The 19426-nt window shown below is 39.3% G+C and carries 15 protein-coding genes; 1 reads left to right on the top strand and 14 read right to left on the bottom strand.

Translation table 11 applies throughout. From position 1 onward, the window contains the following. The 7 genes from HMPREF3182_RS01605 to secA all read right to left on the bottom strand — a co-directional run bounded on the left by HMPREF3182_RS01605 (window position 1) and on the right by secA (window position 9750). Entirely contained in the window at window positions 1-1239 is a 1239-nt protein-coding gene (locus tag HMPREF3182_RS01605) for a murein hydrolase activator EnvC family protein (RefSeq protein ID WP_062485147.1), read from the bottom strand. Window positions 1240-1242: 3 nt separating this feature from the next. Further along, complete coding sequence (ftsX, locus tag HMPREF3182_RS01600) at window positions 1243-2121, bottom strand: permease-like cell division protein FtsX (protein WP_062485145.1); 879 nt, start codon at window positions 2119-2121, stop codon at window positions 1243-1245. Next, a complete protein-coding gene (gene ftsE, locus HMPREF3182_RS01595) occupies window positions 2111-2797 on the bottom strand; it encodes a cell division ATP-binding protein FtsE (RefSeq protein ID WP_007392598.1) in 687 nt (228 codons plus the stop codon). The genes ftsX and ftsE overlap by 11 nt, the downstream gene beginning before the upstream one ends. Before the next feature lie 20 nt (window positions 2798-2817). Beyond that, on the bottom strand, window positions 2818-3957 hold the full coding sequence (gene csaB, locus HMPREF3182_RS01590) for a polysaccharide pyruvyl transferase CsaB (RefSeq protein WP_235808622.1): 1140 nt from the start codon (window positions 3955-3957) through the stop codon (window positions 2818-2820). After that, window positions 3944-5995, bottom strand: a complete 2052-nt coding sequence (locus HMPREF3182_RS01585; RefSeq protein ID WP_062485143.1) for a DUF5693 family protein — start codon at window positions 5993-5995, stop codon at window positions 3944-3946. The genes csaB and HMPREF3182_RS01585 overlap by 14 nt, the downstream gene beginning before the upstream one ends. 72 nt (window positions 5996-6067) lie before the next feature. Beyond that, window positions 6068-7205 (bottom strand): peptide chain release factor 2 gene (gene prfB / locus HMPREF3182_RS01580; protein WP_353848116.1). Its coding sequence is split into 2 segments (ribosomal slippage): window positions 6068-7132 and window positions 7134-7205, totalling 1137 coding nucleotides; the frame shifts between segments, so codons are not numbered across the junction. A 94-nt stretch (window positions 7206-7299) separates the two neighbouring features. Further along, entirely contained in the window at window positions 7300-9750 is a 2451-nt protein-coding gene (secA, locus tag HMPREF3182_RS01575; RefSeq protein ID WP_072270819.1) for a preprotein translocase subunit SecA, read from the bottom strand. Window positions 9751-9928: 178 nt separating this feature from the next. Between secA and HMPREF3182_RS01570 the strand changes: the two genes are divergently transcribed. Beyond that, on the top strand, window positions 9929-11476 hold the full coding sequence (locus HMPREF3182_RS01570; RefSeq protein WP_062485141.1) for a degradosome RNA helicase CshA: 1548 nt from the start codon (window positions 9929-9931) through the stop codon (window positions 11474-11476). 87 nt (window positions 11477-11563) lie between these two features. Here the strand turns inward: HMPREF3182_RS01570 and HMPREF3182_RS01565 are convergent, their stop codons facing one another. The 7 genes from HMPREF3182_RS01565 to mreC form a co-directional block, all read right to left on the bottom strand. Further along, complete coding sequence (locus HMPREF3182_RS01565) at window positions 11564-12520, bottom strand: lactate/malate family dehydrogenase (RefSeq protein WP_007392596.1); 957 nt, start codon at window positions 12518-12520, stop codon at window positions 11564-11566. A gap of 127 nt (window positions 12521-12647) precedes the next feature. Continuing rightward, on the bottom strand, window positions 12648-14084 hold the full coding sequence (locus HMPREF3182_RS01560) for an Rne/Rng family ribonuclease (RefSeq protein WP_007392614.1): 1437 nt from the start codon (window positions 14082-14084) through the stop codon (window positions 12648-12650). Between the two features lie 41 nt (window positions 14085-14125). After that, window positions 14126-15232, bottom strand: coding sequence for a rod shape-determining protein RodA (gene rodA, locus HMPREF3182_RS01555; RefSeq protein WP_062485139.1), 1107 nt, complete (start codon window positions 15230-15232; stop codon window positions 14126-14128). 9 nt (window positions 15233-15241) lie between these two features. Further along, window positions 15242-16129, bottom strand: a complete 888-nt coding sequence (locus tag HMPREF3182_RS01550; protein WP_062485137.1) for an AAA family ATPase — start codon at window positions 16127-16129, stop codon at window positions 15242-15244. Window positions 16130-16160: 31 nt separating this feature from the next. Beyond that, the gene (gene mrdA, locus HMPREF3182_RS01545) at window positions 16161-17978 is read right to left on the bottom strand and encodes a penicillin-binding protein 2 (protein WP_062485135.1); all 1818 of its coding nucleotides are present in this window, start codon (window positions 17976-17978) and stop codon (window positions 16161-16163) included. A gap of 19 nt (window positions 17979-17997) precedes the next feature. After that, window positions 17998-18507 carry a rod shape-determining protein MreD gene (gene mreD, locus HMPREF3182_RS01540; protein WP_007392593.1) on the bottom strand — a complete coding sequence of 170 codons (510 nt, stop codon included), beginning with the start codon at window positions 18505-18507 and terminating at the stop codon, window positions 17998-18000. Further along, on the bottom strand, window positions 18504-19424 hold the full coding sequence (gene mreC, locus HMPREF3182_RS01535) for a rod shape-determining protein MreC (RefSeq protein ID WP_062485133.1): 921 nt from the start codon (window positions 19422-19424) through the stop codon (window positions 18504-18506). Before mreC ends, mreD begins: the two co-directional genes overlap by 4 nt. Window positions 19425-19426: the final 2 nt, after the last annotated feature.

The following is a 19426-nucleotide window of genomic DNA, read 5'->3' as shown; positions in this document are numbered from 1 at the left end:
CTATAAATAACCTAAAGGATTAACAGGTGCACCATTCTTACGTACTTCAAAATGCACATGCGGTCCCGTAACATTACCGGTCGCACCAGATGTCGCAATAACTTGCCCCTTGCCTACGGCCTGTCCTACTCGGACACGAACTAAACTATTATGAGCATAGAGCGTAGAAATACCACCACCATGATCGATAATAACAGCATATCCATACCCACTGATCCAACCAGCTGAAACGACTACTCCTGAATCAGCGGCATGAACAGGTGTCCCTGTTCCTACACCAATATCAATACCACTATGGAAAATTTTTCGTCCAAAAATAGGATGTACGCGATACCCAAACGGAGATGTAACCGGACCAGATACAGGCCATCCTAAGCGGCCCGTACTAATGGGTGGTGCCGCTGGCACAAAAATACTTTTTCCCCCTTTTTTGATCGCATGTCCCCCTCGTTTTGCGGCTTCTTCGGCCATCCGCTTACGTGCCGCAGCAACAGCTGCTTCAGCAGCTCTATCGGCCGCACGCTTACGCAACATCGCCCCAATTTGTGCCGATGATGCTTCCAATTCCTGATAAGCCTTATCAGCTACCGCTTTATCATGCTGTGCCTGATACAAAACAGCTTGCAGCTCTTTCTTGTGCTGACTAATTTCTTCTCTTTTTTTCACTGCCGCTGCTTTTAACCGCAATTCTTCCGTTCGTTGTCCTTCCAACTGTGCTTTCATTTGCTGTATCGCATCTCGCTGTGTCCGAATAGATGAAATCAACTCCATGTCTGCACTAATAATCCGCCGTAATAACTCAACGCGATTGGCAAAATCATTAAAATCTTTTGCCCCTAATACTACATCAAGATAATTCAACTGGCCATGCATGTAAATTTGACGAATCCGTCGCTGAAAGACCACTTGCCGAACATCTAATTTACCTTGCTCCTGTATTAATTGAGTCTGTAATACACTAATTTTTTGTTCTGTCACAGCCAACTTCGCCGTAATATTTTTTTCATCATTTTCAGCTGCTGCCAATTGATCTTGTATTGTTTTTATTTTTTCAAATACATTGCCAATCACCTTTTGTGCTTGTTGACTCTTTTGTGCCTGAATTTGCATTTGTTGCTTTACGGAAGACATTTTTTGATGCAGATCTTCATCTATGGCAAACGAATGCAAGGAAGGACTTAACAACGCTAGCACAACAGCTATAACTATGTATTTTTTCTGTGCATTCCCTTTACTCATACCTTACACCTTCATATATCGTTTCAACGAAATAGTACTACCAATAGCACCAATAAGCATACTAAGAACCAACAATCCGCCCCCAATATAATACATGAATGGATTCATGCTAACCAAAGGCAAAAAGGCTAAAGAACGCTGAATTTCAGACGTCACAAATCGATAAAATTGAAATAAAGCAACATCGGCAATCACGCCACCAATCAGGCCAAGTAATAAGCCTTCTAATAGAAAAGGCCAACGAATAAACCAGTTTGTAGCACCTACATATTTCATAATACCAATTTCTTTGCGACGAGCAAAAACAGTCAGACGTATCGTATTAGAAATAATAAACAATGTTGCTACTGTTAATATAATGATAATTGCAATTCCACCCCATCGGATCACTTTGGTAATATTCAACAATTGTTCAATAACATCTTGACCATAATGCGAACTTTCTACTTCAGGATAGGTCGCCACCAAAGCGGCTGTTTTTTTCACGGCTTCAGCATTAGTAAACGTAATTTCATAAGATGTTGGCAATGGATTCTTACCTTCAAGTGCTTCTAAAATCCCCGGTTGATCCTTCATTCGTTCTTTTAGCTCAACCATAGCTTGATCTTTATTCGTAAATTTCAATTCACGAATATCCGGTAATGATTTTAATCGCTTACCTACGCCCATAACTTGCTCCGTTGTCAACCCTTCCTTAAGATAAACGCTAATTTGCACTTGATTTTCTAAATGTCCAGCAAAATTATCTAAATTGCTCACTAAGATCACAAATAATCCCAAAATAAAAAAGGATAAGGCCACTGTAATAATAGATGCAATCGACATAAAACTATTTCGATAAAAAGAGGTGATTGCCTCAGACATAAAATATCTAATCTTCATTACTATATCCCCCTCGTAATTCATCGCGAATAACATTGCCATCGACAATTTCTACTACACGTTTATTTAATAGATCAACCATTTGTTGATCATGTGTAACCATCAATACAGTTGTACCCATATGATTAATTCGTTTAAAAATATCCATGATATCTTTTGAGGTATCCGGATCAAGATTTCCTGTCGGTTCATCCGCAATCAATAGCAACGGTCTATTAACAATAGCCCGAGCAATAGCCACTCGTTGTTGTTCCCCACCACTTAAATTTTGGGGCAATACATCTGCCTTGCCAAGCAAACCGACTAAATCAAGGACCGTCCGTACCCGTTCTTTAATAGTACGCCGCGAAGCACCAATTACTTCCATTGCGAATGCTACATTTTCTTCGACAGTCTTATTGGGCAATAATCGGAAATCTTGGAAGACAATCCCCATTTTCCGACGTAAATAAGGTACCTTCTTTTTATGCAACTTCTGCACCTCGATACCATCGACAGATACACTACCTTGAGTTGGGATTTCCTCATGCGACAATAATTTAATCAACGTTGATTTTCCTGCACCACTAGCGCCTACGACAAACACAAACTCGCCTTTGCCAATATGTAACGACACATGACTTAGTGCAACCGATCCATTATCATATATTTTTGATACATCTTTAAAATCAATCATATATACCTCTCTTTATTATACTACAAAAATCGTTTTATCTGCTGCCACGGTGTACGTAATCTTCCCTTACCCCATAACACGTAAGCCACTAAATATAGATTGCGAAAAGACTGTCGCCGAAGATGAACCACCTGTTTTTCCACATGCGGCAACAGCATCTTTTGTTGTAGACGCTGCTGAACCTGTGTGATGATTACCTGGTGCGATACATCTTCTACCGTACCACAAACGGTCTCACCAATCGAATGTATAAAACCGTCTATTTTAGGGTCATAAGAAATAGCTACCACCGGTATTTTCATTAATGTGGCAAAAATCAAAGCGTGTAGCCGATTAGCAATAACGACATCCATACATGCCATCAGTGAAATAAATTCTTCTGTTGCATACGAAGCGTCTAAAACATAAGCTTCCGTTTGCATCTCTTTTACAATATCATAGGCAATAGGTACGTCCGTAGGATATTGCATGGGAATAAAAATAATTTCTACCCCCTCTTCACGTTGTAACCTATCCGCGGCTTTCGCTATTTCTTTTTTATATACCTCAACTTCTTTCCACTCTCGTAAGGCAATACCAACTCGTCGTTTTCCGCTGATACAGCCAGCTGCTTGAAGTACACTTTCACCAAAAGAAGTGTTCCCTGGCGAAATAGATAAAACCGCATCAGCCGTCACATGAATGGGTGGCTTATCCACGCCCATCTGTAATAAATCCACCTTCGATTGCCTATCGCGTACGCCAATAGCTGCCACCTGTCGCAAAACAAACCGCATAACGTATCTAGCCATTCGTCGCCGCACTGGGCCAATTCCTTGTGCATACAGGACAACCGGCTTTCTTAGCAGTCGTGCAAAGAGTATAATACCCAGATAATAATATATACTACGTGCACTGGTTACGTCTTGTAATAGACTACCTCCACCGCTAAGAAGCAAATCACTTTGTCGTAACGCTTGAAAAATTTTCCAAAATTGCGTACGTCCTATTGCTCGTACATCATGTTGCTTTGTAGTTCTCTCTGGATTTCCTGTAAGGACGGTAATATGCATATCTCCTTCTAATTGTCGCAACGATTCAATAATCGCCGTCAACATTGCTTCATCACCAGCATTAGCAAACCCATAGTATCCAGAAATAACAATATTATGTCCCATCATCCACCCGCTTTCCTATCCATATTTTTCCCTGATGTAGCAAGGCAAGCACAATTACTACTGCTACACCTATAAAAACACCCACAAACCAGCCGTCAACACCTCGCAAGAGAGACATTAAAAAGGGCGTGCGTATATGAGCAAACGTTTCTACCATGGATCCTAAGCCGATAGTTGCACCAACTACCATAAAGAATTGAAATAACGATGGCCATTGCCGATATATAGCAGTTACCATAAGGAAAAATGCTGGATAGCCAATAAGGAATTCTTTTTCTCGTGGTCGTGCATACATGACGCTTTCCAAAAATCTTCGCATGGCTACTTCAAATCCAGGAACAGGCACACCTGCCGTATGCCCGCTGCGTCCTAAGAAAATATATGCACCAATAACAAGTACGCCAATAATACCTAACGTTTGCATACGAATAGGTACATTTAATACATATTGGCATAATTTTTTCGTTTCTTGCCATGTCGATAACCGATATCCATGCAAAGGAAATACCCGTAAATATCCCCACATAACCAGTAATAATGGCAATATAAAAGTTACTTTTACACCACGATAAAAATCAAATTCCATAAAGAAACGAATATTACCTAACATACCAGCAATATAAATTCCACCTACTAAGGAAAATAAAACTGCCACCGTCAAAGAAATAATTCCAATACAAATAATTTTTTTATATGTATGTACTTCCTGACAACTGTATTGTTTTAACTGTTTTACCACTAATAATATCGCAATAACAGGAGCAGAAACGGCACAAACCAAGGCAAGCAATTGTAAAAACCATGCACCATGAACAGCCAAACTTCCTGCCACGCCAATTGCGGCCGCCAACGGTAATAAACGACGATTTACCCGTTCGCTCAATGGCAATAATAGATTCAGCAGCCATAAAAATCCACTGCATGCCCCCAATGCGGCAATTGCCAATAATAATCGCGTTGGATAATACGCAGGCATAACCGATGCCCGACCTAAGTGATACCCCCGTTGTTGTAATTTTTTTGATACATTGCTTATATAAGACAAATTCGTTTCTGTGAGATTCTGTCCTTGCAAGGGCTTTTTATATAAGGGATATAAATTAAACCGCACATTTCGTTCTAAGTCACTAATGTAATAACGCATAGTAGCTTCACCAGGTGCAATTTTTTCCAGTTCTTCTTTCGACATAGCATAGGCACGTACCGTTCTATGATCTAATAAGGCAGCTAATTCATACATACCAGCTTGTGGATCGTATTGTAATTGTCCCGTCGCTTCAATCATATAAAAAGGGCACGTACGTTGTTTCATTTGTTGTGCCGTATACGCTAATAAAGGTCTCATTTTATTTACGTCATGATGATAACCTAACACATCCTTGCCTACAAACATCATACCAGACACATGCTGCATCTTATCCATGCGGGCAAAGAAGTGTTGTACCTCCGCGGATGTAGGTTCGCCATAATTAGTTGGCCGTAATACCGCAAAAAATCCATGAGCTGCCACGTAGTTCACATCGGCACTTAAAATCCCCAAATTGACCTCACCAATTTCAGGCATAATGCCACGAATACCCGCAATACGATATTCACCATTACTTAAATTGGCCACGTTTCTCGGATGTAGTCGTATACCCAAATCAGATACTACTTCGTCAAAATAAAGATCTTTTTCTGCTTTTGGCTTACCAATTACATAATAATCATACGAATAATCTTGAATATGGAGTTGTGGATAATATAACCGGGCCATGAGGTTAGTTATTATCGAAATATCACCACGTTGAGCCAGTTTATTCAACGTTGTATCATACATGGTAAAACTCGTAATACCAGCTTCCCGCACCATCTTGAACATAGTTTCATTATCATATCCATCACTACGTGCCATACGCACGACCGCATCATAATCTAATGCTTGTTCAATTGTTTTACTGCGTTCCTCGATATGATACCGCTGTACACACAGGATAAGACTGCACAATAAACCTAGCAACACCGCAAAAATCATTACTTTTTTACTAATATTCTTCTCCATTGTCTAGACCCACCTATTTATGTTTCATCCTACTAGTTCTTCACTGTATGAACTAATCATCCTTTCCTCATCTTACGCGAGAGGCTGAGCTATCTTCTTATTTTTTTCTTGTTGTAAATATCCTTCAATAAACATGTCCAAGTCACCATCCATTACGGCTTGAACATTACCTGTTTCAACATTCGTCCGATGATCCTTCACCAAATTATATGGATGAAATACATAAGAACGAATCTGACTTCCCCATTCAATGGCTTGATGGACGCCCCCAATTTCCGCTTTTAGCTGTGCTTGTTTTTCTTGTTCTAATTCAAACAACTTGGCCCGTAAATACTTCAAACACATCTCTTTATTCTGTAATTGTGACCGTTCATTCTGACATTGAACTACGATACCCGTTGGTATATGGGTCATCCGCACAGCCGAACTTGTTTTATTGACATGCTGTCCCCCTGCACCTGATGCTCGAAAATAATCGACACGCACATCATCCATGTTAATTTGAATATCTACATCCTCCGGCAATTCCGGCATTACATCGACGGCTGTAAAGGACGTGTGCCTTCTTGCGGCCGCATCAAATGGTGAAATACGAACCAGCCGATGCACCCCTTTTTCAGACTTCAAATAACCATAAGCTAAATCGCCTACCACACCAAAAGTAGCACTCTTAACACCAGCTTCATCCCCTGGCTGTAAATCCATTAGCACCAAAGTATATCCACTACGTTCAGCCCAACGAGTATACATACGAATAAGCATTTGTGCCCAATCTTGTGCTTCCGTACCACCTGCACCAGCATGAAATGTAATGATCGCATTGCAATGATCATATTCTCCTGATAAAAGCAAACGAATTTCTTGTTTCTCTACTTCTTCTAATAACTGTTTATATTGTGTTTCCAATTCGTTTAAAAGGGATATTTCCCCTTCTTCAATCGCTAAACTAACATAATCATATAATTCTTCTGCTCGCCGTATCAACGAATAATGTGCTTCAACGGCTTCTTTTAAAGCGGTTGCTTCTTGTGAAATGTTTCTCGCCCGCTCTGGATCATTCCAAAAATCAGGATCACTCATTCGGATATCCAAATCCATTATTTTTTCCTCTTTTTGAGGTAAGTTAAAGTGAATCCCCGATTTCTTGTATTCTTTGTTTTAAATCTTCTATCGGCTTTCGCAATTCTTCTAATAACACAAGTATCACCATCTTTCTACTATAACCAAACTTGATATCATCTGTATATAAAATGAGATTAGGCATAGCTAATCTCATTTTATATTTCTAGCATATTTCCATACTACTAGGATGGAGTTTGTTCGCTTTTATCACCTAAAGAATCCATTTCTTCATGTACTTCATGAGACCCTTGCAAATGATCTTCCGCTTCTGGTACTGGTACACTATACGTAATTTGAATATGATATAAGAATGTAACCACTGTACGTTTAATCGAATCTATCATTTCTTCAAACATCTCATAGGCTTCAAATTTATATTCAACAATAGGATTTTTTTGTCCATAGGCACGTAAATTTATTCCTTCTTTAAGGGCATCCATCGCATCCAAATGATCCATCCACTTACTATCTACCACACGCAGCATGATTGCCTTCTCTAATTGTCGCATCGTATCGCTACCAATTTCTTCTTCGCGGGCATCATATAAACGAACTGCTACATCTTTTAGTTTTTCTTGCACTTCTACTCGACTTAAATTTTCTAAATTTTCTACGGTCAATGCACCTTTTGGTACAAAGTATTGTTCCATCTGTGCTACTAATCCTGCAAAGTCCCATTCTTCAGGATATAACTTTTCATCGGCATATTTATCTAAACCAGCAGCAATGATATCATCAACCATGGATAAAATAATATCACGCAACGACGAAGCAATAAGCACTTGTTTCCGTTGACCATACAAGACTTCCCGTTGTTGATTCATTACGTCATCATACTCTAAAACATACTTACGAATTTCAAAATTATGATTTTCTACTTTCTTTTGTGCTTTTTCAATAGACTTCGTAATCATGGAATGCGTAATCGGCTCATCTTCATCCATCCCTAAGCGATCCATAAATTTAGCAATATTATCAGAGCCAAAAATACGCATCAAATCATCTTCTAATGAGAGATAGAAACGCGTTGTACCAGGATCGCCTTGACGACCGGCACGACCACGCAATTGATTATCAATACGACGACTTTCATGGCGTTCTGTACCAATAATCATGAGACCACCTAATTCAGCAACCCCTTCACCCAACTTGATATCCGTACCACGACCAGCCATATTTGTAGCAATCGTAACCATATTACGTTGCCCCGCATTTTTAATAATTTCGGCTTCCATTTCATGATATTTCGCATTTAAGACATTATGTGCTATATTTTCTTTACTCAATAATTGACTGACAATTTCCGATTGACTAATCGATGTCGTTCCTACTAAAATCGGTTGTCCTGTCTTATGCCGTTCGATTACATCGCGAACAACTGCACGATATTTAGCATTTTTCGTTTTATAAATAACATCCGGTTCATCTTTACGAATAGCGGGTTTATTGGTAGGAATAACAAATACATCTAATTTATAAATTTTATTAAATTCATCTTCTTCTGTTTTAGCTGTACCGGTCATCCCACTAAGCTTATCATACATACGGAAATAATTTTGGAATGTAATAGTAGCCAAGGTTTTACTTTCACCCTGTACCTGTACGTTTTCCTTGGCTTCAATAGATTGATGCAACCCATCACTAAAACGCCGACCAAACATTAACCGCCCCGTAAATTCATCAACAATAACGATTTCGCCATCTTTGACAACATAATCTTTATCGCGATGCATCATAAAACGAGCACGCAATGCTTGAATGACCAAATGGTTGAGATCTAAATGTTCGCGATCAAACATATTTTTAATGCCCAACATTTTTTCAACTTTTGCCACACCACTTTCTGTAGGTGCAATGGTTTTTTGTTTTTCATCCATCGTATAATCGTCTTTTTCTAAACGACCAACAATTGCGGCTAAAGTAGAATATAATTCCGTTGATTTTTCACCCGGACCTGAAATGATTAACGGTGTCCGTGCTTCATCAATAAGAATACTATCCACTTCATCGACAATACAATAATGTAACGGACGCTGTACCATTTGTTCTTGACTAACAACCATATTATCACGCAAATAATCAAAACCAAATTCATTATTTGTACCATACGTAATATCCGAATTATATGCCCGTCGACGTTGTTCATATGATAAATCATGGACGATAAGCCCTACGGATAAGCCCAGAAAGCGATAAATTTGCCCCATTTCTTCACTATCACGTGTCGCTAAATAATCATTAACAGTGACAACGTGAACACCTTTTCCCGTCAAGGCGTTTAAATATACTGGTAAAGTTGCTACTAATGTTTTCCCTTCACCTGTACGCATTTCAGCAATATCTCCACGATGAAGTACAATACCACCTAATAATTGCACATCAAAATGACGCATTCCCAATACGCGACGCGAAGCTTCTCGCACGACAGCAAATGCTTCTGGCAATAAATCATCCAACTTTTCTCCTGCTTGTAAACGTTCTTTAAATTCCGCTGTTTTTGCTTGTAATGAAGCATCACTCAAGGTAGACATCGTTGCTTCAAGTTCATTTATATGGTGAACGATTGGCCACATTTTTTTTAATTCACGTTCTGTATTATTACCGAGCAATCGCTGTACTAATTTATTAATCACTTAAACGAGACCTCCAATTGAAAATTTCTCTCTACACTTATGTCAATTATACATTTTATCAAACTCGCCGTAAAAAGACAAGTATCACCACCTGTAGAGAGAGTAATCCTTGTCTTTCTCTCTATCTTTTTTAAAACCGAGATGATATAATAATTGAGTTATGTAAAAGGAGGTCTCTATGTTAGAGAAATTTCAAAATTTGAATATTAGCACTACTATTTTGCAAGCGTTAAATACGATGGGATTTGAAGAACCCACCCCCATCCAAGCAGAAGCTATTCCCGTCGCTCTGCAAGGTCAGGATATGATTGGTCAAGCACAGACCGGAACAGGAAAAACTGCTGCTTTCGGAATTCCCGTATTAGAAAAAATATTAGCATCATCTAAAACGAATAACGTACAAACAATTGTGTTATCACCTACTCGTGAACTGGCAATGCAAGTTGCCGAAGAATTAAACCATTTAGCACAATATACATCAATTCAAGCCTTGCCTATTTATGGCGGACAAGATATGGAACGACAATTACGCAGACTGCGTAAACATCCACAAATCATTGTAGCTACACCAGGTCGATTGATTGATCATATGAAACGAGGAACGATTCACTTAGATGAAATTTCTACGATCGTGTTAGATGAAGCCGATGAAATGCTAGACATGGGTTTTATTGATGATATTCATACTATCATGAGTGCCACTCCCGAAACTCGGCAGACCTTGTTATTTTCAGCAACGATGCCCGCACCTATTCAAAAATTAGCGCAAACCTTTTTAAAAGATCCCCAAATCATCCGTATGAAAGCAAAAGAAGTAACGATGGATTTAATAGAACAATCGTATATCGAAACACCAGATAGACAAAAATTCGATGTCCTTTGTCGCTTATTAGATTTACAAGAACCTGATTTAGCCATCATCTTTGTTCGCACGAAACGTCGTGTTGATGAGTTATCCGAAGCCCTAAAAAAAAGAGGCTATTCATCCGAAGGAATTCATGGCGATTTAACACAAGCCAAACGGGATAGTGTGATCCGTCAGTTTAGAGAAAAGACGATTGATATTCTCGTTGCTACCGATGTTGCCGCCCGTGGCTTAGATATTAGCGGCGTTACGCATGTATTTAATTATGATTTACCCCAAGATCCAGAAAGCTATGTACATCGTGTTGGCCGTACGGGACGTGCCGGCAAAACCGGTGAAGCAACTACCTTTGTCATTCCCCGTGAACTAGAACATTTGCGTGCCATTGAACGCCTAATCAAGCGTCACATTGTTCGTCACCAAGCACCCACCCTGGCAGAAGCTTTAGAAGGTGCACAACAAACCGCCATTCGAAATTTAATTGCTACAGTCGAAGAACAATCCGCTTCAGCTTATCGTGCCAATGCAGAAGAATTGCTTAGCCATTATGATTCGGTTGCTTTGCTTTCAGCGGCTATTAAGCAATTAACCAAAGAGCCCGATTTAACTCCTGTAAAAATTACAGAAGAAGCCCCATTGCGGATACGCCGTGCTAAACGCCCAACAACTAAATCCCGACGGCGCCCACCCCGTACAAATGGGAATAAACATAACGAAAAACGTGAGAGCACACCAAAAAATCAGAAAAAACGTCATTTTTCTCCCCGCGGGCACAACAACGAAACCCCAGCCCCACGCGCCAAGAAAAAAGTAGGAAAAACACCAAATCGTTCTGTCTTCAAACCATATTTTAAAGATTAATAACTATTTAATTATAATCTGTCTATACACAAGCAACAAAAAAGGGAGTCCCCATCATCGGACTCCCTTTTTATATGTTCTCTATATTTATTTTAATACATCTTTGCCTTTTTGAATATTTACCCGAATAACATCACAACAACGAGTAAATTCAGTCATTTCTTCCTTCGTCAACGGATATTCTATAACACTTTCTACTCCCTTTGCCCCTACCACAGCTGGTACACCACAATAAATATCCTTTTGTCCATATTCACCATTTAAAGGAGCAGATACGGGAATAATTCGTTTTTCATCGTGCAAAATAGTACGCACCAACGTAGCACCAGCAGATGCAATACCATATTCCGTACAATGTTTACCATTAAACGTCGTCCATCCGCCCATAATCGCCTTTTCTTGAATTTCTTTTTGATTAAAGTTAATACCCGTATCTTTGGCAAAATCAACAAACGATTTCCCGTAAAAATAAACACAAGACCAAGGAACAAACTGTGCATTCCCATGTTCACCTAACATAAACGCCGTAAAACTACGTGCATCCAGACCAGTATAATCTGAAATAGCATGAATCAACCGTGATGAATCAAGTAACGTTCCCGTTCCTACAACGCGATTACGAGGTAACCCACTTTTCTCAGCAATCAAATTCGTGATCACATCACAAGGATTGGTAATATTTACAAAAATCCCTTGAAAGCCGGCTGCCATAATTTTTGGCACAAAATCAGATACTTGTTTAACACTATTCACTAATTCCAAATCACGCGTATTACCATTCACTAATATAGAAATATCTCCACTGGCATTCACTATGACATCGCAGTCTTTTAACCCTGCATAATCCGTTCCTATATACCGTACATGATTAGGCATATAGGATACAGCATCGTTTAAATCTTGAACTTCACTAACTACTTTTTGTTCCTTACAGTCACACAACCGTACTTCATCAGCAATGCCCATCATTCCTAAATTAAATGCCACATGTGCACCTACGTGACCTACACCAACAACCCCAACGATTCTTCTTTTTATCTCCATTATTATAACCTCCTCACGTACAACTTCTGCATTATCATTATAATGCGAAAAGTTTATAACACTGTATCATATTTGCCTGGATTTGTAAACACACTTTTACTGATCATTTTCTATAAAACGATAACTATTATTTACTGTATGCGAGAATAGAAAAGACTTCACGATTAGCATGCGTCGAAACTTCAAAATATAATGTTCGTGCTAACTCTTTTTCTAATGCTTCCTTACGTTTCGTTTCTTGTAATATTTCAATTACACTTTCATGTGCAACCACTAGTACATCTTGACTCAATTTCTGTTGTTTTAGTAAATGTCGTAATTTCCTAATAATTTGCAAGGCCACCGACTCAGCAGAATATAAATATCCCGTACCACCACAAATAGGACATGCTGAAAATTGCACTTGATGTAACCCTTGACGTGATTTTTTACGCGTAATTTCCACTAAATTCAACGCTGTCATACCCATGATACGTGTTTTATTCGTATCGGAAGCCGTTTCCTTTACGAGCAACTCCAATATTTCTTCCCGATGCTCTGCACGTACCATATCAATAAAATCGACAAGAATAATCCCGCCAATATCTCGTAACCGCAATTGACGTGCTATCTCTTTTGCTGCTTCTTTGTTTACATGAAAAATCGTATCTTGTAACGTACCATTACCAGTATATTTACTGCTATTGACATCAATGACGGTTAACGCCTCAGTATGATCAAAAATCAAATTTCCTCCTGAGGGGAGTAATATCTGTCGTGACAATAAATGTTTTACTTCTTCTTCTACACCATAAGCATCGAAAATTGGCTTTTCTCCTTGATAAAGCCGTACCTTATGTCTCTTATCAGGTGCTATAAGAACCTGTTTGATACGCTCATAGCTCTCTTTTTGATCAACGACAATCTCTGCTACCTCATCAGAGTCATGATCACGAATCATCCGCATCACTAAATCAGTTTCACGATACAAGAGCTTATTTTTTTTTGTCAATTTATATCTACGACAAATGCTATCCCACGTATGCAATAAATATACAATATCCGCTTCAAGCACTTCCGCTGATACACCATTAGCAACTGTGCGAACAATCATGCCTAGCGATGCTGGTTTAACTCGATTGACAATCTCACGCAACCGATTTCGTTCTTCTTCATCTCTAATTTTTTTAGATACACCCACATATTGTACCGTTGGCATCAATACAGAATAGCGACCAGCCAAGCTAACGTTCGCCGTAACTTTCGCACCCTTTGTACCTTGTTCTTCTTTAATAACTTGCACTAGCACTGATTGACCCACAGATAATTTCGTTTGCTGTATTTCCTCTTTTGTAGCAGCACGGGGAAAAAAATCCCCCATATAAATGAAGGCATTCTTTTTTCGGCCAATATTCACAAAAGCAGCTTGCAAAGCAGGTAAAATATTTTGGATCGTACCTCTATAAATATGATTGACAATACGACTCTCATCATCTCGTTCTACTGCATAATCCCGTAAACGCCCTTCTTCCAAAATGGCTAACCGCGTTTCTTCTGGCATGATATTGGCCACTATCGTTTTCATTACTTTTCCTCCACTCATCTGGGGTTTTCTTTCTACTGTTACTACAAATTAAAAATCATCTTTTGTTGTCTAAAATGAATACTCAATAAAATACCTAAAGCCAACATATTAGTAGTTAATGAACTTACGCCATAACTCATAAATGGTAAAGGAATTCCTGTTACGGGCATAATGCCGCAAGTCATACCCACATTAACCAATACTTGAAAGACCCACATAGAAATAATTCCCGTTGCCACAAGCATACCAAACGGTTCTTTACATTCTTTAGCAATGAGCAACCCTCTATATACGAGCATAAAATATAACAATAAGACAATAAAACAACCAATGAAACCTAACTCTTCACCAATAACGGAAAAAATAAAATCCGTATGATTTTCTGGCAAAAAATTTAATTGGCTCTGCGTTCCTTGAAACAACCCTTTACCAAAAAACATACCCGAACCAATAGCTATCTTTGATTGAATAATATGATATCCTGCACCAAAGGGATCCGCATTGGGATCTAAAAAAACAGCAATACGAGACTTTTGGTAATCTTTCAAAAAATGCCACCCTACGGGAGCTAAAACTACTCCTAACAGAGCAATTTTACCTAATAAACGTAGCCTAATTTGTGCCATGAAAAGCATACCCAACGTAATACCGATAAAAACAAGACTCGTTCCTAAATCAGGTTGCTTGAGGACTAATAAAAAAGGAACCCCGACAAATACAGCGATGGGTAGTATCTGACGAACTGTATTTAATTGCTGCACGCGTTCCGACAGCATACCCGCGGTACATACGATCATGATAAGTTTAGAAAACTCCGATGGCTGCAACGTAATAGGTCCTAATTGAATCCACCGTTGTGCACCTAACGCAGATTTTCCTAAAAAAAGCACTGCCCCTAACATAAGTAAATTAAGGATATATAATGGTTTTATCCATCGTTTCAAAGCAGTATAATCATATCTACAACCAAACAAAATAATAAAAAGATTAATTAAAAAGGCTACAGCCTGTTTGATAAAAAAATCAAAATAAGCCATCCCTTTATTAATATGTGTTGCACTGCCAATAGTGCATAGACCAACGCAGGTAATCCCCAGGCAAATGAGCAACAATACTCGATCTATATTTTTCCATTTATGATTAATCATACCCTACTCCTATCGTCGATATCGTCGCCATCCTTGAGATTGCATACGTCGTCTAGTAATAGATGAATGAAAGTCAGCATATCTAGGCGATTTTCGTGCCACTGGCGACACCCTACTATATGCTTCTTGTCCCAACGCAGTTTCATCATCCGTGACTAGCCATTCTCGTATTTCTTCCTCGGCGATATCTTTTCCTTCTGCAATAAAACGCACCGTCTGTTGCAAGGCCCGCCAAAATGCACTATCAAGCAATATGTCTATGCTACCTTCATATAACGCTTTTTCCACAACCTTATCATGAGGGAGAATCCCTGCCAATGATTCCAATTGTAACGAATCTAATGCATCAGAAACAGAAAGTGTATAACCAGAAATTCGAGAAAAATTATTTAAAATCACACTATAATTAAATTTTTTATGTTTTCTACAATACTGTGTTACCCGTGCCGCATCACGCAAAGATGTCCACGTAGGTGCTACGATAAAAAAGATCTGATCCGCAATAGCCGTAGCTTCCCGGTATGCATACCCCCGTCCTGGCGGACTATCAATCAACACATAATCATATTTTTTCGATAGCTTATCTACCCAAAACTGAAAAGTCGCTGCATCTATTTTTTCCCATGTATGTTTTTGACTGGCCGCTAAAAAGTCTAATCCAGGTTCAATAGAAATGATCGCATCTTTCACCCGACAACGCTGTTTTAAAATATCACCTAAATCATAAAACACTTCATCTTGCACACCAAACATTAAATCAAGATTGCGCAATCCCATATCCGCATCTACCGCAAGTACTTGTTTGCCCTTCTTGCAAAGAGCCAAGGATAAAGCTGCCGTCAAAGCTGTTTTTCCTACCCCACCCTTCCCCGAGGCCAGGGCTATAATCATAGCCATATGCTTTCCTCCTATACTATTCAATATATTCTTACATATGCGTATCTTGTTTATCTGGTGCATAAGCACCTACATGAAAATAAGCTTCTAACATTGATTTGACAATTGGTCCAGACGATGAAGAACCATATCCGCCTTGTTCTGTTAAAACGGCGATAACAATACGAGGATGATCATATGGGGCATACGCTACAAACCACCCATGATCACGACCACTATAATTTTCAGCCGTTCCTGTCTTACCTGCAACCGGGATGGGGAAATTAGCAAATAAATATCCGGCCGTACCATTTTCTTCTGCCACATTCCGCATACCTTCACGAATCAAATCAAGGGTTGATTTAGAAATGGACAAAGAGCCAATCTGTTCTGGTGCAAATATTTTATAAGGCGTACCATCTAAATTATCAATCCGACTCACCAAAAATGGACGATACCGAATACCCCCATTAGCCACTTCGCTAACGAGCATAGCCGCTTGTAACGGTGTAACTAATTGAAATCCTTGTCCAATTGCTGAATTAAAGGTATCCCCTAAATACCAGCCTTGCTTAAATACCTTTTTCTTGTATTCTGCACTGGCTACTACCCCTTTTGATTCGCCATATAAAGCAATGCCTGTTTTTTCACCTAAGCCAAACATTCGTGCATACTCAGATAATTTATCAATACCTACACGACGTCCCATTTCATAAAAATAAACATTATCGGATTTTGCTAAGGCCGTTTTAAAATTAATCCAGCCCAACGCTTCGCCACCAGCATTCCGTTTATCGATAAGCCAATGTCGCCCACTATCAAAAATCATTTCGCCAGATGTAACTTTTTTTAACTCTAAAGCAGCCGCACCTGTAACTAATTTAAACGTTGATCCAGGTGGATACTGCCCCGTAATAACCCGATTTTCCATAGGATGATTAGGATTCGTATTAATTTGTTTCCATTCAGCTGCAGTTATACCACGAGTAAACCAATTCGGATTATAGGAAGGACGACTAGCCATAGCTAAGATAGCTCCCGTATTCGGATCCATAGCGACCACAGCAATACCATTAGCACCAATACCACTAGCTAATTGTGCATCCATTGCTCGTTCTGCCGCTTGCTGCAAATATAAGTCTAATGTCAAATGCATATTCCGTCCAGCCATAGGATTCTTTCGTTCCATTTCCTTTACAGGCCGTCCCGTTGCATCTACTTCCACTTGCCGAGCACCATCTTTACCTCGCAAAATATCATCATAATACGCTTCTAATCCAGCCCGTCCAATTTGCGTAACCGTCGTAATCCCATCTTGCCCTTCAAGACGTTTCATATCATTCTCGTCAATTTGCCCCACATACCCTAAAACCTGTGCCGCCATTTCATTATATGGATAATAACGTATCGGCTGCACATCAACAGATATCCCTGGCAAATCATTACGCCGTTCTTCAACGCGCGTCACCACATCTTGTGTCAAATCAGTTGCTAATACGGTCGGTAAATAGGTACTAGCTTTTTTCTTAAATTTTCCCCGTAACGTTTCTTCAGGTATGTCTAATAATTGAGCTAATTGTTGTATTTCCGTTTCTGATATCCGCTGTTCCGTAGGTACATACGTAACCATAAATCCTGGTCGTGAAGCGACTAATATTTGTCCATTCCGATCATACATCACACCACGCATTGCAGCCAACGGAATCGCCCGTAATCGATTTCCCTCTGCTAACGAATGATAGTACGAACCCGCAATCAATTGCAAATATATTAAACGAACCAACAATACCACAAATACCGCTATATATATCCAATATAAATAACGAAAGCGGCCATTATCTCGCTTTTTTTTCATTAATGCTTGGAGCATTCCATTCTTCCTCCATGTATCAGTGGTACAAAGAACGATACGGGTACATCACTTCTGTATCCCTTAACGTCCCTATAACATATGCGACAGGAACCACAAAAATACCGCTATAAATTAACATGGGAACACTAAATTCCCAAACATAAACCAAAATATTCACATATTGCCCTGCCAATATTAATACGACACTATTCAATAACAAACTTAATTCCGTCGCACCTAAAGCAATTAACCATGTAATAAGTCCATATTTTTCATCCAATGATTTACCCAAATAACCACATATCCAAGCAATAATGACATAGACGACAATATGAATACCAAAAAAATTACTAATTACAACATCATGGATAAATCCACCTAAAAGAGCCGTAAGTACCCCAGCCCGTTTCCCATATTGCAACGCCATCGTAAGTACGGCCAAAAAGATAATATTAGGCTGTGTTACACCATTGCAAAACAAAGGAATGAAGACACTTTGTAGCAAGAAAAAAAGCAAAGCTACACCTATGGTTCTTTTTATTTTCATAAGGCCGCTGCCCCCTTCACCCCTTCTACCTTATCACGTTGTGTCTGTGGCACTAATTTCGGTTCCACCTGAGGCACTTCGGTAGACATCTCCATCGTTGCTTGCACAATAACAAATACTTCTTCCAAACGTGAAAAATCCACAGCGGGACGTATAACGGCATACTTCACAAAATCAGAATCACGTTGATGAATAGAAACAATCGTACCAATGGGAATCCCCTTAGGATAAATAGAACTAAAGCCAGAGGTAACCAAGGTATCTCCGACTAAAATATCTGCATCTTTAGCAATATTCACAAATTGTGGTTCCGTTGGTATGTTTCCATTACCACGAACAACCGACGAAACACGAGATTCAGCACGTTGTACAATCGCCCCAATACTCGTACGCGGATCCGTTAATAATTGAACACGCGAAGAATCACGATACACATCAACTACAACGCCTACAATTCCCTTAGGTGTGACAACAGGCATATTCTTGGTTATGCCATGCTGACTTCCCACGTTAATCATCATCGTATTACTCCATGTACCATAATCCCGTGAAATAACTGCAGCTGCCACTAATTGATATGATGGATGAGAATCGCGAAAATCAAGCAACTCTTTTAATCGTTTATTTTCCGCTACAACTTCATCGTAATGAATACTCTTTTTTTGCAATGTCGCATTTTGAGATTCCAGTGCTTCCCATTCAATGCGATTTTTCAAACTAATTTGAACAATATGCGTGACCGAAGAAATCGCTGCTACCATCCGACTGCTTACGGATTCTATCGGTGTCGCTATCAGTTGAAATGGACGTGTAATAAAAGGCAATGATTCCCTCGTTCTCCACGCCCATCCCATAACTACCATCACTATAAACATAATACAAATTACAATAATACTACGTTTACCGAACACAAACACTG

The sequence above is a fragment of the Megasphaera hutchinsoni genome, assembly GCF_001553405.1.
Classification (GTDB): domain Bacteria; phylum Bacillota; class Negativicutes; order Veillonellales; family Megasphaeraceae; genus Megasphaera; species Megasphaera hutchinsoni.
The sequence above is the reverse complement of the archived record's forward strand: the minus strand, read 5'-3'. Positions and strand labels throughout refer to the sequence as shown.